Raw genomic sequence first — 15,304 nt, 5'->3', positions numbered from 1 at the left:
ATCGTAGCTCCTCCGATCCCAAGCTACTGTGCATGTCGCTGACAAGGCCAGCAGTACGCCCCTGCACAATGAACACCCCCACCCAGGGCTGTCAAAACACCCACTGCAACAAGTTTTTGCCGGCGCAGACACGCTGTGCGAAAGCGCGCCTGCGCCTTTTGAACGCCATCCTCGACAGGCGCAGGAAGGCGCGCGCTGCATCGGTCAGACATGGCTGATTCCTCTGGCAGCAAAGGCGCACGCGCGCGGTAGCCTGCTGGCCGACATCGCGCTCCAGGTGCTGCTCAGCGGGCATTGGCGGTGAGTTCAAACGCTGGCGACGACTCTCTGCCAGGATCAGCTCCACCCAATAGATGACTGCCCTGTTCAAGTCTTCGGCTGGCAACCCTCCAGGGCTTAGGCCTGCGAGCCAATCACTGCCCCAGCGTTCCACCGGCCAAGGGCCTCCCACAATGCCTCACACACGACGCCTGCTTTTCCTCGCTGGCGCGATGCTTTGCCCTACAGAGGGTTGTGGTCCCAGCAACTACATATTCATGGGCAACACACAATTGAGCAGCAGGGCAGGCGAAGGGCGCTCCCGTCATGGGGCCCATCGCGCACTGCCTGGGTGAAGCCTCACGGCCTGCTCATCCATCAAGCCCGTCGCAGATGGAGGCGATAGGCATCACAGGGAGTACTCACCTATGGACATGAGTCCTGAACACACCGCTGAAAAGACCTGCCAGATCCTGCTCAAAATCAGCGTGCAGGCACGCCGGCGTGACGGCCTGCTGCTTGAGCTGGTCGGCCACATCGAAGGCTTTGCAGGCGCTGAAATCCTGGGCTTCGAATTTGGGCGCACAGGCGAACCTGAGCCTCGCCCAAAGGCGTACCTTGCTTGAAACACACCGGCCCGCGCGCGGGCCATCACTGACCATGGAGTGGTTGATATGCACCCTTTGAATATGGCTGTCGCCTTTCAAATCATGAACAACATCAAGAGCGGCCAGTTGCGCAATTGTCTGGCCATGGGGTTTCAGGAGCGGGACCTGGAGGCCCTGATCGATCCCCGTTGCGTCGGGGCCCTGGTGAATTCACCGGTGCCCTGGTTCAAGCTGCTGGTCGACAGCGATGTCGTTCAGCGCCTGATGGCCCATGTCCGGAGTGATGACGAGGAGGGCCTGATCCGCCGGGCTCTCACCCTCGGCGCCAGCTCTCCCATGCTTCACCAGCTCTTTGGGCTGCCGCCCAAGGAGGTTGCTGTACGCCGCAACATGCTGGGCCTTGAACACCGCCGGGGGCGCTGGCCACTCATTGGTCATGATGATGAAATGCGCCTGTGGGAACACTGGCGACGGATATCCAAGGAGCAGGGCACCCACCCGAACGATCCGCGCTCGGTGCTGCATGTCGCGATGCTGATGACCGAGTGCGAGCCGACCTTGAACCTGGCGATGATCTGGAACCAGATCCAACAGTGGATTTCCGACGACCTGGTCTGAGGTTTGGCAGTGGTACCGAGAAAGCAATTCATCGCTCTGCGGCAGGCGACACCGTGAACTGTGCCGGCTTGCCTCAGGCCACCGCGAGAACGATCGATCGTTGTTGAACGCCGTCTGGCATCGCAAAAAGCCTACTCACCGGTGACGGTGAGTAGGCGAACAGTCAGATTAAATTATCTCTGGGTCTGCAGGTGTTGCATGCAGTCAAGCTCGTCTGCCAGCAACATCAACGTAAAGGCCCGGCTTGGGGCGCTGTAGAGGTACAGGCAGATTTCGTCATTGCCACCGGCGTAATAGATCGAGAGCAGTCCTTCACCGTTTTGTAGCGATTGCAGGTTGACCGCCCATTGTGCAGCCTTGAGGTTTCCCCAGTCGCACAGCAGATGCCGTATCAGGTAGGGAAGGCCGTCGAGTAGACCTACGGCTTGAAGCGCCTGGACTCCGTCGGTCATCAGCAGCCTGCCCGGTTCAAAGAGCAGTCGCAGATCTTTCGGGATATCCAGTGTCTGCAGGATCAACGTGGCGTGTGTGTCGCAACACTCAGCCGCCAACAGTGCTTGGTACATCGTTGTTTGTGTCTTCATTCAGACCTCCAGATTTCACAGGGGAGGGCCTGCCCATACGGGCATGACCCGTATGGGGGGAAAACATTCAGAACAGCAGTGCTTCCTCGACCGCAATGGCAGTCGATCGGTCGCATTACCGGAAGCTTGGCGACCTGAGCATGGATCATGCGCAATGGCGCATCGTAGCTCTCAGATCCCGGCTACATTGGCATGTTGCTGACAAGGCCAGCAGTACGCGCCTTCACAATGGACAAGCTCAGGAGGGCTGTCAAAAGTCCATCTGCAACGGGCTGTTTCCACAGTTTTGGTGAGCGACGTACGACAAATATCAAGCCGGTGCTTGGTGAAGGAGACTGTGCGGGAAAAGGTTCAGGCGCGGCTCTATCTCGTGTGGGAAAACGCGACTCGCTCGTTTGTTTATCGACGCTGCTTGGCGCTGTCACTAACCTTGATGCCGTTCTGATCAGCCCAAGTAGATGAATGGCTGATGAACGTTAGGCGAGGCCCTGCAATCCTGAGCCGAGTAGATGATTGGGTCCTTCAGTTCAGCAGTTCTAGTGAAATATATAGATATCTAGCTATGTATAGTGAACTCAGCTAGACATAGCTCTATTTGTGTAGAGATCAGTATTCTTGAGGCCGCTGTGGATCCGTTCCGAAACCCTTTTGCACCTTGCGCAGGCAGTAGGCCACCTGAGTTGGCGGTTGGGACGTATGGGTTGGCCTTCAAGAAAGCGCAGTGTTTGATTGCTGGCACTCAGGGGCCAAACCTCAACGCCACCGTGCCGTCGTGAGCGATCGCCACCATCCAATTCAGGCTCTCGTCGAAGATCTCAATGTCGTCAACACCTGGGTACCAGATGCTGGAGAACACCTTGAAGAGGTCCGTGGTGCGTAAGGCGTCGATGTCATCGAATCGGCCCCAGTTGATGAACACCCGCTCTCTGGATCGTATGCCCAGGTATTGGAAGCACTCGCTCAGTGAGAAGTGATCATCCGCTGCGTTGTCGGGGTGAACAGAAACGACAATCTTCTGAGTTTTTGCCATTTCGTGGGGCAGGACTATTTCGAACCTGATGGAAAATAGATGGAAAATCCTGCTCTTAAGCGCGGCGAGATCATCTCCAAGAACCTTCTGAACATCAGGAAATGGATCGGCAGTCACGTCGCTGTGATTCTTGATTTTATGAGCATCCATGCTTGTCTCCTAAGGGGGAAGGCGATTGCTTACGAATTTTCCCGGACTGGTAGGCAACCGCTGACGCGACAGCGGTTGCCATGGCCCTCAAATGACCGCTAGTTGTACATTGAGCGGTTCAGACGGATTGGTGGATTGCAGTGCTTCGCCACCAGCCGACGGGCTGAACGCGGCCATGCTGCTGATCAACATTTGTGTCTGCTGTTCCACGACCGGATCGATCGAACTGTTAGTCGTTGGCTTATCTGACACCGCCGAAGCCGGTTTACTGTAGCTGAAATAGACGTCTGCGATCTCGCGGGTCTCGCCCGATTCCAAGGTGTACTCGGAGATCCACTTGATAGTGTTGCCGTTCATGTCGGGGCGATGGGTACTCTCAACGTCATTCAGCGAAATCGATTTGATGCCCGCATCGCGCAACGTCTTGAGTTCTCCTTCGTCTGAAATGGCGTTCTGATTGGTATCCTGCCAAACCAGTAGCTTTTCGAAGAGCTCATCGGAGGCATCGATATGCCCATCACCATTGGAGTCAAGTCGGCGTAAAGCAGTAAAACCATCCTCTGTTGGGCCGCCGAACAGCTCGGTTCCATCATCGATCGTGCCGTTGCCATTACGATCCAGGGCCAGGAACCCACTGTTGGCATCTAGCCAGCCGTGGTAGGCACCTTTTTCTCCTGGAATAAATTCGAAGCCCTTGATGCCATCGAAAATTGAGCGTGTCCCAATCCCATTTCCGCTGAGGTCAAACGCCAGCGGTGTCAGCTCCGCTAGTGCGTCCTGAATGATGCTAGATGTCTCACCGGCTCTGTCAGCAAGAGCGGAGGCCTGACCTGCCAACGCTTCGTTAGCCCGGCCGTAATTGTTATTAATGAACTCTTCCATATTTCTGGCCGAGTCGACCAGATTGGTCAGTTTTTCATTGAAAGCGCTTTGCCAACTGTCGCTGCCTGAGAGATCAAGCCCACCACGATTGAACGCGTAATCTTGAAGTGCGTTATAACCTCCATTCCACTGGAGCAGGCCATTTTTGTCATAATGAAGGAAATCATCGCCTGGCTTGATCAGGCTTGAAAGTGAGAAGTTAAAATTATTGATTTGATTTTGTGCCTGCTGAAGGAAGCCTCGGTCCAAGCCTCGCTGATAGTTGTCAATAAACCTCTGAGTACCTTCTTCGATGTTATACCCATCATAGTGCCCATTGACGTAAGTTACGTCGAGTTCCAGCACTGGCGGTCGATTGATATCGAAGTTTTCGGGTAGCGAAGCTGGGTTGAGCTTCATGAATGTATAGACAGTTCTTGCCGCTTGCTTGCTCCAGTCACTTGCCGCTAGCTTGCTCAAACCATAGATCCCTTCGGCTGCTTTGCTACCAGCCCATCCGGCGCCGTAGAGGAAGCCGCCTAATGCGAGGGTTCCCACGATGGGATATACCGTAGTAAGGGCGCCGATCCCTAAGGCAAAAGGAACCGACATGGTAATCAGGGCTTCTAGTGCCGCCACTCCAGCCACAGTCCCCAACATCCCGGCGGAAACTTTTGCCGCGCTATCGAGCACACTCGCAATGTCCTCCGTCGACTCAGCCATACTGGCAAAGTCGGACAATATACCGCCGATGTCTCCTGAATTGGCCAGTGCCTCACCCAAGGCCTTCAGTTTCGGATTTCCGTTGTTTTTGAGCGAGTTTCCCATCGCGGTTACAAGATCCGAGATGAGTTTGGCTTGCTCGATTTCCTTGGCTGTAAAGGCCATACGTTTATTTCCTTCTACTCATCCACACGCCGGATGACTTGCGCGCATGATGGCTAACCCATCATGACGTCCTAGCCGCCTGACCCTGTCCTTTGGGTGTCTTCATGATGCGTTGACGAAGAGACCTATGGCGAAAAGCCGGCATGTATGCCAAGATGGCTACCCCTTGTCAACAGCGATTATCGTTTGCGATTGGTGTTGGTTTGCATTATCGGCCCGGTTGCTGCAGCGCAAAAGTTGCTGATCAGGTGCTGTACGCGTATTTGAAATGTGGTGGAAGGAATTCAGGGATGGGGCTTAAAGCTTTGCTGTACGGCTGGATAACCTATTGGGTTATTTCTTGGTTGACCAGCTTGGGTATTTTTTATAGCGACATAGCGCTCGACAGCGATTTGCACCGTTGGTTGCCTGTCATTGCCCGTGCAGAGAGCTACTTTGTTGCTAACGGTCAGTTGGACTTTTTGAAAAAAGCTGCCTGGATCTACGAAAAAGACTTTATGCTGTTGACCTGCATGATGGTGTGGGTGTGTCTATTTTGTCGGTTCTCGCTAAAGGGAAGTTTTCTCACCTTCTTCAGAGTCTCGAGCTATCGGCAAAGCTGGATATCGTTTGCCGGGCTGTTGGTTTGTGCTGGTCTGATCTCGACAGTAATTTTCGGACCTGATGTGGGGCAGTCCACGCGAGGTATTTACGAAAACCAACTGTACCGCCTTAGTGTCTTCTTTGGCGCAATGCACAGCACGCTAGTACTGCCTCCTTTGGTGTCAGCCATTGCTTTTAGTCTTGGTAGCTTTCTTGATCCCATTAAGGATCGTACAACTGCCCTGCGTCACTAAGTGGCTTGGGCGCTCATCAGACCACCCACTTGGTTGAGCGCCTGAGTACGAATCTCTTCTTTGGTGGAATGGAAAAACACCTTTTTCAGCATTTCTGAAGATCGCGCAGCGAGCTATGCGTAGACTTGCAGCCCACCGTATTTCGCAGGACTATTTCGTTTCTTTCTGAGTGTGATGAAATTGACTTGCCGCATGCACTGACATAGCGTGCTCGCCCGCGAGGCCACTGTGCCCCTTTCTCGTTTTTTGGCCTCACAAAAGGACTTGTTCATGACCCGCAGGTATTGCGTCTGGTTGATGGTGTGTTTGACGCCTGTCAGTGTACTGGCAGCTCAACTGGAATCGCTCCCATCTGACCGCGCCGAACTGATGTCGGTTTATCGCGAGGCGGTCTCGAACAACGCCGAACTCAAGGCTGCCCGGGCCGGCTTCGAAGCACAACAGGAAGCGATTGCGCAGGCACGCGCCAACCTGTTGCCGGCAATCAACACCAGTGCAACGATCGAGTCGACTCGACTGGAGCGCGATGCTCCCGAGCTGACCCGCGCCCGCAGTGGGACTACCTACCAGGCCAACCTGAGGCAGCCACTGTTTCGGGCGGATGCCTGGTATGGTCTGAAGGCCGCCAAGGCCAGTGTCTCCCAGGCCGCTATCGAGCTGTCAGCGACGGAGCAGGAACTGATCCTGAAAACCGCCGAGACCTACTTCGAGACATTGCGCGCCTCTGACACCCATGCTGCGGCGCTGGCTGAAGAGGTTGCCTTCAAACAGCAGATGGAACAGGCCCGCGGGCGCCTAAAAGGTGGTTTGGCCAGCATCACCGACGTGCTCGATGCAGAGGCTGCCTACGACAATGCCCAAGCCAATCGGGAACTGGCGGCGCGCAAGGTCGACGATGCCTTCGAACAACTGGTCCATCTGACCCATCACGACTACACCAGCATCGAAGGGATTGAGCATCATTTGCCAGTGCTGGCACCGGTTCCAGCCGACGCCAAACAGTGGGTCGATGCCGCAATGAAACAGAACTTCAAACTGCAGGCCAGTGACATGGCCGTTGAGTCGGCTGAACAGGTGCTCTCCCAGCGCAAGGCTGGGCACGCTCCGACACTGGATGCAGTGGCCTCTTACCGCAAGGGCGACAACGATAGCTTCGGCTACAGCAACCCTAGCGACTTTGGTCGGGACGGTTATCGTGACAACGTCACCCAAAGCTCGATTGGCTTTGAGGTCAACTTGCCGATCTACAGCGGTGGCCGAACCAGTTCCCAGGCTCGGGAGGCTTACAAGAAGCTGAGCCAGAGTGAGGAACAGAGGGAAGGGCAGCGCCGGGACGTGGTGCTCAATACCCGAGGGTTTTATCGCGCTGTCAATTCGGACATCGAGCAGATTCGGGCCCGAAAAAAAACTATTCTGTCGGCCCAAAGCTCGCTCAAGGCTACCAAGGTCGGCGCTGATATCGGCAGTCGCAACACGGTAGACGTACTCAATGCCCAGCGGCAGTTGTTCACCTCGGTCCGTGACTACAACAACGCCCGGTACGATTACATCCTGAACAACCTTCGCCTGAAACAGTCGGCTGGCACGCTCAGTCCTGCAGACTTGCAGAGCCTGGCCCAGTACCTGAAGGCGGACTATGACCCGCAGCGCGATTTTTTGCCGCCTGAAATGGCCAACACCAACCTGGATTCGTCGCGGTTTTCAGCACCTCGGGCAGACAGCAAAAGCCTTTAATTCGGGCGTTAAACCATATTTTTGAGTGTCAAGTGAAATATTGTTTGGGAAATGCATGGCTGATGTCGTTTTGCCCTTCCGCCGTTGAATCCGTCCGCATATTATCTGCCTGCCCCGCGTCTGACGGGGTATTACGGGCTTGAAGCTTTTAGCAAGGATGCGGTTGTATGCACGAACAAGGCGGGGGGGCTGCTCGGTCCTCGGATACTGTTGATACTGGCCTTGCGTGCCTGGTCATGTTGGCAAGGTTTCACAGTGTTGCCGCATCGCCGGAGCAATTGGCGCACGAATATGTCGCGGAAGGTCAGCGATTTTCAAAGCCGGACATCCTGTTGGCTGCCAAGCAGCTAAAGCTCAAGACCAAGGCCGTCCGTACCTACGCCGAACGCCTTTCGCAAACCCCTTTGCCCGCCATTGCCTGCTCGAACGACGGTAGCTTTTTTATCATTGCCCGTGTCGACCAGGAAAAAACACTAGTCCACGATCCGCTTCTGCAGCGCCCGACGGTACTCAGCACCGAGCAGTTGCAGGCGCGTTGGAATGGTGAGCTGATTCTGGTCCAATCGGCTTCCTCGCAGGCCGGTGAGGTTTCACGGTTCGATTTCACGTGGTTCATTCCGGCCATCGTCAAGTATCGAAAGCTGCTGGGCGAGGTGTTGCTGGTATCGCTGGTTCTGCAGATTTTCTCCTTACTGACGCCGTTATTCTTCCAGGTAGTGATGGACAAGGTGCTGGTGCACCACGGGCTGACCACCCTTGATGTCGTGGCCATCGGTCTGTTGGGCATCATGTTGTTTGAGTCTACGCTCAGTGGTCTGCGCAGTTACGTGTTTGCCCACACCGCCAGCCGGATCGATGTCGAGCTCGGATCGCGGTTGTTTCGTCACCTGGTGACCTTGCCCCTGGCGTACTTCCAGGCTCGGCGAGTGGGGGATTCCGTGGCACGCGTGCGGGAGCTTGAGAACATTCGAAGCTTTCTGACCGGCAATGCCATCACGCTGCTGCTGGATGTGCTGTTCTCGGTGGTCTTCATTGCGGTGATGTGTTTCTACAGCGGGTGGCTGACCCTGATTGTGCTGGTGTCGTTGCCGCTGTACTTCATCGTGTCATTGTTCATCACGCCGCTGTTGCGGGCTCGACTGAACGAGAGCTTTGCCCGCGGTGCCGAGAACCAGTCCTTTCTGGTCGAAACGATCAATGGCATCGACACCGTCAAGTCGATGGCTGTCGAGCCGCAGGTCACCCGCAAATGGGACAACCAACTGGCGGCCTACGTGTCGGCTGGTTTCAAGACCCAGACGCTATCCACCATCGCTAACGAGGCCGTTTCGCTGATCGGTAAGTTGGTTACGGTGGCGACTCTGTGGTTGGGGGCACGTCTGGTGATTGATGGGCAACTGTCGGTCGGCCAACTAGTGGCTTTTAATATGCTGGCCGGCCGTGTCGCCCAGCCGATCATGCGCCTGGCGCAGTTGTGGACCAACTTCCAGCAGACGGGCGTTTCGGTCCAGCGCCTGGGCGATATCCTCAATACCCGCACCGAGCTGTCCCAAGCCACACGCAGCGCGCTGCTCACCCTCAAGGGACGTATCGAATTTGACCAGGTGCACTTCCGTTATCGCCCGGAGGGCTCGGAGGTGCTGCGTGGCGTGAAGCTGGTGGTAGAGGCTGGCGAAGTCATCGGCGTGGTTGGGCGCTCAGGCTCGGGCAAAAGCACCCTGACTCGCTTGTTGCAGCGACTGTACGTACCCGAGCGAGGGCGTGTACTGGTTGACGGCATGGACCTGGCACTGGCGGACGTGTCCTCGTTGCGTCGGCAGATCGGGGTTGTGCTGCAGGACAACATGCTGTTCAACCGCAGCATTCGCGAGAACATTGCTCTGACGGATCCCGGTGCGCCGCTGGAGGCCGTCATGCACGCCGCCAAAATGGCCGGTGCGCACGAGTTCATCCTAGAGTTACCCGAGGGCTACGACACCGTAGTAGGCGAGCATGGCGCCTCCCTGTCCGGCGGCCAGCGTCAGCGTGTTGCCATCGCCCGGGCTCTGATCGGCAACCCCCGTATTCTGATCTTCGACGAGGCCACCAGTGCCTTGGACTATGAGTCGGAACGGATCATCCAGCAGAACATGCAGGCGATCTGCAAAGGGCGGACGGTGATCATCATTGCTCACCGACTTTCTGCTGTGCGTGATGCCAACCGAATCATCGTCATGGACCGTGGGCAAATCGTGGAGCAAGGCAGTCATGCCGAACTCCTGACTCTTCAAGCAGGGCATTACTCGCGTCTGTACCGTTTGCAACAAGGATAAGTTGTCATGAGCCAAGCTTCAGCAGGTCGTGAGCTGTTTCGACGGTATTGTCGTGTCTGGAAACAGGCGTGGGCGCAGCGCAAGTCGATGGATGCACCCAAACGCCTGCCCCATGAGGTGCAGTTTCTACCGGCGGCGTTGGCGCTACAGGATCAGCCCGTTCACCCCGCGCCTCGTTACATCCAGTGGGTCATCATGTTGTTTGCGCTGCTGGCTTTGCTCTGGTCCATTTTTGGCCAGATTGATGTTGTTGCCACCGCCACCGGGAAGGTGGTTGCCAGCGGTAAGAGCAAGACCATCCAACCCAGTGAGGTTGCTGTCGTCAAATCGATCAAGGTGCACGACGGGCAGGCTGTGAAGGCCGGGGAGGTGCTGGTCGAGTTGGACACCAGTGCCACCGGAGCTGACATCAAACGCTTGCAGAGCGAGTTGCTTGCTGCCCAGGTGGACACCGCACGTGCGACAGCCCTGATCGAAGCCATTCAGACCGGCAAGGAACCTGGCTCACTTGTTGGGCGCATCCCTCAGGCGGCTCCTGAGCAAGAGCTGGCGGCCCAGCGCTGGTTACAGGGGCAATACCTAGAACTGCGCAGCTCGATGGAACAGATCGACGCAGAAATCGAACAGCGGTCCGCCGAGATACAGTCCACCAAGGCAACGCTGGCGTCCTTGCACAAAACGTTGCCGATCGCCCGTCGTCTGGCTGAGGACTACCAGCAGATGCTGGAGCAGCAGTACGTGCCCCGTCACGCCTACCTGGAAAAGCAGCAGGCTCTTTTGGACCAGGAGAGGGACATGGCCGTGCAGCAATCGCGCCTCGCCGAAGTCGAGGCCTCGAAAAAAGAAGCCGAGCGCAGGCGGTCAGTACTGCTGGCCCAAACGCGGCGCACGATGCTGGACCTGCAACAGCAGTCGGAACAGAAGGCGGCGTCACTCACCCAGGAACTCAACAAGGCCGAGCAGCGCGATCATCTGATGAGCCTGACCGCTCCTGTGGACGGTACCGTTCAGCAATTGGCGGTGCACACCATTGGCGGCGTGGTGACCGCGGCGCAGCCGCTGATGGTCATTGCTCCAAGTGACCAGCCAGTTGAGGTCGAGGCGATGTTCGAGAACAAGGACATTGGCTTTGTGCGGCCTGGGCAGCCGGTCACCGTGAAGGTTGAGACCTTCACTTTCACCAAGTACGGCACAGTCGATGGTGAGGTGGTGAGCGTTTCCAGCGATGCCATTGAGGACGAGAAACGCGGGCCGATCTATAGCAGCCGTATTCGACTGCTCAAGGATAAGGTCAATGTGCAAGGGAAAGAGGTTTTGCTGTCTCCCGGCATGTCGGTGACGGCGGAGGCGAAGACGGATAAGCGACGCGTGATCGAGTACTTCTTGAGTCCTCTGGAGGCCTATGCGAGTTCAAGTTTGAGCGAGCGATAATCGCGCTGTGCCGGTTTTCTCCGATGGGAGTTTAATGCGAATGGATAAGTGTGCGCGATCAAAATTGTTCTCTCCGCTTCTCTTAACGGCTGCCATTTTTTTGTGTGGCTCGAAGGCGTTTGGTAGCTGTGATTTTTACTTTGATAGTGGCCCGAAGGTGGTGTTCAACGGGGCGGGTGCGGAGTGCAAAAAAGCTAGATTCAATGGGGCTGTTTTGACGTTCTATGTTAATTATCCAGGTGGTGAAGTGTTGAGTGGTAGGGCTATTGATGGCTCTGTGGTTGTTGATCGTGTACGCAAGATTTCGAGCGATTTGGTACGTGGTGATGTAAGTATTAAATACATGTCGTTAGCTTCCAGTGTTGACGGTGTTGAGTTTTATGAGGCAGGTGATAGGAAGCTATTTAGGTTCAAGGGCGTAGATGGTCAGCGGGTGTATGTTGGTGGAGGGGATGTTAGTGAGGGTAATCGGGCGTTTCAGGGATTAGAAATTCTTTATCAATTTTCAAAGGGGTATGTGAATTTCAAGGTCATTGATGATTTTGTGTTGGGTGTGTTGACTTCAAGAGTAGCCATTGGAAATTAATGGAGTGAATGATGGTCTTATTGGAAATGAGTGCCTCGCTGTTGGGTGGGTTGAGTCGTCTTCGGTCTGTTGAAGCATACCCTGAAACTTATTTTCATTCGTCTGCTCAAGGATAAGGGGTGATGAAAATATTATTTAAATGGACTGTGGTGTTGCTTGGCTAGCGGTTAATTTCCTAGTGCGGGTGGAGGTTTTTAAATGAGTTTTTTGGTTATGTTTTTGGGGTTTCTTCTGTTCTTGCCTTACTATGCTTCTGGGATTGAGGCTAGATTTGATGTGGATAAAAAATTCAAACCTTATGATTTGATGGGGAATCTTAGGGCGCGGAAGAAGGGGGGCACTGTACTGCCGGTATTTGGTTTGCTTCTGATTGTTGCTAGCCTTGTATTATATTTTGTTCTGCCTATTGGTCCTCCGGTTAGTTTGCGTGATCGAGTTAAAGATCTCGCTTGTTTATTGTTGTTTTTCTTGATCTTTTTCTATGGGTATATGCAGGAGTTGTATCTTGAGAAATTCGATAAAGGGATGGGGAAGGTGAAGTTCTCTGAGTTATTTGAGGTTATTCCTTTCTCGGAAAAGGTCTCATGTTTTGTGCGGGCAGCACGAAGCTACTCTGTGGTTTTGATTTTCTTTGGTGTTGTTGTTTTTATTAAAAGAATTTTGCCTTGAGGTAATTGGGTGTGGCGAGAACAAAGTTATTTGAAGATTTAATAGATGCCTTGATGATCAACAAGTCTGGTGATGACCTGATTGATTCAAAGACTGTTTTTGAAGGTGTGACGAATTCTTTTGGTCTGATTTCAGCAATTTTTGCAAAAAACCCCGGCCTGCAGCTTTCTAATTTGATTTGGCAGGGAGGTGTATTAATAAAAGGTGGTAGCGAAGGTTCCATATCTGGTAAAGATATCTTGGGGGCCACAGGGGCCATTATTGGTACCGTGGCTGCATTTGCGATTGTCCTTGAAGCCTCTGTTCCGGTCGCCATTGTCAGTGCTGTGCTTGGGTTGATGTTGTCAAGAGATGAGCTCAGTGATGTTCTAAAGGAAGTGTCAGATTGGCTTTCCGAACCGGAGAATATCGATGGGCTGGCAGATGGTTTGCGCGATCTTTACCCTGACATCGATGTTGCTAAGGTAATAGAAGATCTTGCGTCAGCCGGACGGTCAACTGAAGAAGTTATTGAGGAGGCTTTGGGTGCAGGCTATGACTGGATCTCTAAGAGCGTGAAATCCATGCTTGCATCTAGCCTTGGAGGGGGCAGTGAAGTAAGTAGTGGGGTGAACGACTCCTTTGTTGGAGCGCTAAATTTCGTCCCGCGAGCTGATCCGCTTACGCTAGATCTAGATGGTGATGGAATCGAGACGGCCTCTGCAGATACCGGTATTACATTCGATTTCGATGGTGATGGCGTTAAGACTGGTACTGGATGGGTAAAGGGCGATGATGGGTTCTTGGTCCTTGATCGAAATGGTAATGGACTGATCGATAGTGGGCGTGAGCTGTTTGGTGTCGATACAGTCAAGTCAGATGGCGCGAAAGCTCGCAATGGTTTTGATGCCCTAAGTGACTTGGACAGTAACGGCGACGGTGTGTTCGATGCCCAAGATGCCGAGTTCAAAAATGTCCTTGTCTGGCAAGATAAAAATCAAGATGGTATCTCGCAAGCCGGTGAGCTAAAAAGCCTGAATGAATTACATATTCAGTCGATAAATCTGGCATCGACTGATTCTAATAAAAACTCAAATGGCAATATCATCAGTGCTACCGGTACTTTTACTTTTGCTGATGGACATACTGGCACGGTAAATGGCAATCAGAGCCTCGCTGCAAATCTGGACCTGGCGTCCAATCCGTTCTATCGAGAGTTTACTGACAAGATCCCTTTAGATGAGACAGTCAAGGCTTTGCCTAATATGACTGGCTCTGGTGCAGTGCGCGATCTGCGTGAGGCATCAATGCAGGATGATCAGTTGAAAACCACATTGTTGGCCTACAGTCAGGCGCACAGTCGTGATGAGCAGCTTGGTTTGATTGACCAGTTACTTGCAGATTGGGCAAAAAGTGCCAACTATGCCACCTTTGACAAGCGTATTGATGCACTCGATACGGCTGGCTTAGACGTTCGCTTTCAATACTCATGGGATGTAAGTGGCGCACCGCCCACACTTGCTCAGCAGGGCGCTCGGCAGCTTTTGGAACGAATAAAGGTACTGGAAGTCTTCAATTCTCAGAATTTCTTTAACTTTAATTCTGGAGTGGTTGTTAATAATTACTACCAGCTGTCAATGACTTTCGGAACACTTCATGGGCTTGGTTTGATCTCTTCCCAAGATGGAAAGGCGACTGTTACGGAAGCGAATCTGGGAATAGATGGAACCCAGGCATCTTTTATCAATCGTGCATACGAAGAGTTACGTCGGTCCGTCTATGCCGGCTTGCTTTTTCAGACTCGCCTAAAACCGTACATCGATAGCGTCGAAATGAAGCTCGAAGGCGGAACGCTGAGTATGGACTGGTCTCCTCTCAAAGCGATTTTTCTGGAACGATCCGCCGTATCGTTGACTAACGCCTTCGAGGAGTTTCAGGACCTGATCCAAAGCCCTTTGCTGTCCGGAGAAGTAAAAAATCAGATTATTTCTGAAGTGGGGTTGTGGCTTAAAGATGGGAAACTTGATGTTGTCGGCTCAGAAGCGAATGACAAGATTACCAGCATCGATGGTTACTACAGTGTTTTAAACGGGATGGGTGGCGATGACACGCTCATTGGTGGTTCGGGCAATGACCAGCTTGATGGCGGCGAGGGCAACGATAGCCTAACCGGAGGTGCTGGAAACGATACGCTGATCGGCGGTGCGGGTAACGACAACTTGGACGGTGGTGAGGGTAACGACACTCTCAACGGAGGCTTAGGCGACGATACGCTCAATGGTGGGTATGGTATCGACATCCTGTCAGGCGGCACCGGTAACGATGTGTTGATAGGCTCCACTGGCAGCGACACCTACCTCTTTGATCTGGGGGATGGTCAGGACACTATCTATGAAGCAGAGTCCATGTGGAGCACCGACGTGTTGCGTTTCGGTGCTGGCATCAAGGCTTCGGACATCCAGGTCAGTCGAGACGGTGCGAATCTGGTGCTGCAGCACATTAATGGTCAAGACCGTGTCACGATCATGAACTGGCTCCTAACGGCCTATAGCTTCAGCAACTACTCACAGTTGAGCCGTATTGAGTTCGCGGATGGAACTGTCTGGGGACAGCAAGAGCTAACTGCTGCCGTGATCACGACTTACGGCACGGGAGATGACGACACACTCACTGGTATGGATCAGGTTAATGACGACCTTAGGGGCCTGGGAGGAAACGACTCTCTTCACGGCCTGAGTGGCGATGACCGCCTGGAAGGCG

12 protein-coding genes are annotated in these 15,304 nt (G+C 53.9%); 9 read left to right on the top strand and 3 right to left on the bottom strand.

Annotated features, from left to right (window positions below; all coding sequences use genetic code 11):
- The first annotated feature begins 686 nt into the window (after nucleotides 1-686).
- Nucleotides 687-884, top strand: a complete 198-nt coding sequence (locus PF66_RS15435; protein ID WP_054063167.1) for a hypothetical protein — start codon at nucleotides 687-689, stop codon at nucleotides 882-884.
- 48 nt (nucleotides 885-932) lie between these two features.
- Nucleotides 933-1,484, top strand: coding sequence for an STY4526/YPO1902 family pathogenicity island replication protein (locus PF66_RS15430; protein ID WP_054063166.1), 552 nt, complete (start codon nucleotides 933-935; stop codon nucleotides 1,482-1,484).
- A gap of 173 nt (nucleotides 1,485-1,657) precedes the next feature.
- Here PF66_RS15430 and PF66_RS15425 read toward each other — a convergent pair whose 3' ends face one another.
- The 3 genes from PF66_RS15425 to PF66_RS15415 form a co-directional block, all read right to left on the bottom strand.
- Nucleotides 1,658-2,068, bottom strand: a complete 411-nt coding sequence (locus PF66_RS15425; protein ID WP_054063165.1) for a hypothetical protein — start codon at nucleotides 2,066-2,068, stop codon at nucleotides 1,658-1,660.
- A gap of 739 nt (nucleotides 2,069-2,807) precedes the next feature.
- Nucleotides 2,808-3,248 carry a hypothetical protein gene (locus tag PF66_RS15420; RefSeq protein ID WP_054063164.1) on the bottom strand — a complete coding sequence of 147 codons (441 nt, stop codon included), beginning with the start codon at nucleotides 3,246-3,248 and terminating at the stop codon, nucleotides 2,808-2,810.
- Nucleotides 3,249-3,335: 87 nt separating this feature from the next.
- Nucleotides 3,336-4,997 (bottom strand): hypothetical protein, encoded by a 1,662-nt coding sequence (locus PF66_RS15415; protein ID WP_054063163.1) that lies wholly within the window; start codon nucleotides 4,995-4,997, stop codon nucleotides 3,336-3,338.
- A gap of 143 nt (nucleotides 4,998-5,140) precedes the next feature.
- On the opposite strand from PF66_RS15415, the gene PF66_RS15410 reads away from it, so the two are divergent.
- The 7 genes from PF66_RS15410 to PF66_RS15385 form a co-directional block, all read left to right on the top strand.
- Nucleotides 5,141-5,833 carry a hypothetical protein gene (locus tag PF66_RS15410; RefSeq protein ID WP_152973032.1) on the top strand — a complete coding sequence of 231 codons (693 nt, stop codon included), beginning with the start codon at nucleotides 5,141-5,143 and terminating at the stop codon, nucleotides 5,831-5,833.
- 270 nt (nucleotides 5,834-6,103) lie between these two features.
- Nucleotides 6,104-7,567 (top strand): TolC family outer membrane protein, encoded by a 1,464-nt coding sequence (locus PF66_RS15405; RefSeq protein WP_054063161.1) that lies wholly within the window; start codon nucleotides 6,104-6,106, stop codon nucleotides 7,565-7,567.
- Nucleotides 7,568-7,734: 167 nt separating this feature from the next.
- Entirely contained in the window at nucleotides 7,735-9,879 is a 2,145-nt protein-coding gene (locus PF66_RS15400) for a type I secretion system permease/ATPase (protein ID WP_054063160.1), read from the top strand.
- 6 nt (nucleotides 9,880-9,885) lie between these two features.
- Complete coding sequence (locus PF66_RS15395) at nucleotides 9,886-11,310, top strand: HlyD family type I secretion periplasmic adaptor subunit (protein ID WP_054063159.1); 1,425 nt, start codon at nucleotides 9,886-9,888, stop codon at nucleotides 11,308-11,310.
- A 40-nt stretch (nucleotides 11,311-11,350) separates the two neighbouring features.
- Nucleotides 11,351-11,896 carry a hypothetical protein gene (locus PF66_RS32745; protein WP_152973031.1) on the top strand — a complete coding sequence of 182 codons (546 nt, stop codon included), beginning with the start codon at nucleotides 11,351-11,353 and terminating at the stop codon, nucleotides 11,894-11,896.
- A gap of 198 nt (nucleotides 11,897-12,094) precedes the next feature.
- Entirely contained in the window at nucleotides 12,095-12,565 is a 471-nt protein-coding gene (locus tag PF66_RS15390) for a hypothetical protein (protein ID WP_054063158.1), read from the top strand.
- A gap of 53 nt (nucleotides 12,566-12,618) precedes the next feature.
- The coding region (locus PF66_RS15385; protein WP_275044502.1) for a calcium-binding protein at nucleotides 12,619-15,304 on the top strand (2,686 nt) is incomplete at its 3' end.

It is taken from the genome of Pseudomonas asplenii (assembly GCF_001293465.1).
Taxonomy (GTDB): domain Bacteria; phylum Pseudomonadota; class Gammaproteobacteria; order Pseudomonadales; family Pseudomonadaceae; genus Aquipseudomonas; species Aquipseudomonas fuscovaginae_B.
The sequence above is the reverse complement of the archived record's forward strand: the minus strand, read 5'-3'. Positions and strand labels throughout refer to the sequence as shown.

What these genes read in the sequence shown, in the direction of transcription:
- PF66_RS32745 (WP_152973031.1), top strand. Translation starts at nt 11,351, where the DNA reads ATGGATAAGTGTGCGCGATCAAAATTGTTCTCTCCGCTTCTCTTAACG.
- PF66_RS15395 (WP_054063159.1), top strand. Translation starts at nt 9,886, where the DNA reads ATGAGCCAAGCTTCAGCAGGTCGTGAGCTGTTTCGACGGTATTGTCGT.
- PF66_RS15415 (WP_054063163.1), bottom strand. Translation starts at nt 4,997, where the DNA reads ATGGCCTTTACAGCCAAGGAAATCGAGCAAGCCAAACTCATCTCGGAT.
- PF66_RS15435 (WP_054063167.1), top strand. Translation starts at nt 687, where the DNA reads ATGGACATGAGTCCTGAACACACCGCTGAAAAGACCTGCCAGATCCTG.
- PF66_RS15405 (WP_054063161.1), top strand. Translation starts at nt 6,104, where the DNA reads ATGACCCGCAGGTATTGCGTCTGGTTGATGGTGTGTTTGACGCCTGTC.
- PF66_RS15425 (WP_054063165.1), bottom strand. Translation starts at nt 2,068, where the DNA reads ATGAAGACACAAACAACGATGTACCAAGCACTGTTGGCGGCTGAGTGT.
- PF66_RS15390 (WP_054063158.1), top strand. Translation starts at nt 12,095, where the DNA reads ATGAGTTTTTTGGTTATGTTTTTGGGGTTTCTTCTGTTCTTGCCTTAC.
- PF66_RS15420 (WP_054063164.1), bottom strand. Translation starts at nt 3,248, where the DNA reads ATGGATGCTCATAAAATCAAGAATCACAGCGACGTGACTGCCGATCCA.
- PF66_RS15400 (WP_054063160.1), top strand. Translation starts at nt 7,735, where the DNA reads ATGCACGAACAAGGCGGGGGGGCTGCTCGGTCCTCGGATACTGTTGAT.
- PF66_RS15410 (WP_152973032.1), top strand. Translation starts at nt 5,141, where the DNA reads ATGTATGCCAAGATGGCTACCCCTTGTCAACAGCGATTATCGTTTGCG.
- PF66_RS15430 (WP_054063166.1), top strand. Translation starts at nt 933, where the DNA reads ATGCACCCTTTGAATATGGCTGTCGCCTTTCAAATCATGAACAACATC.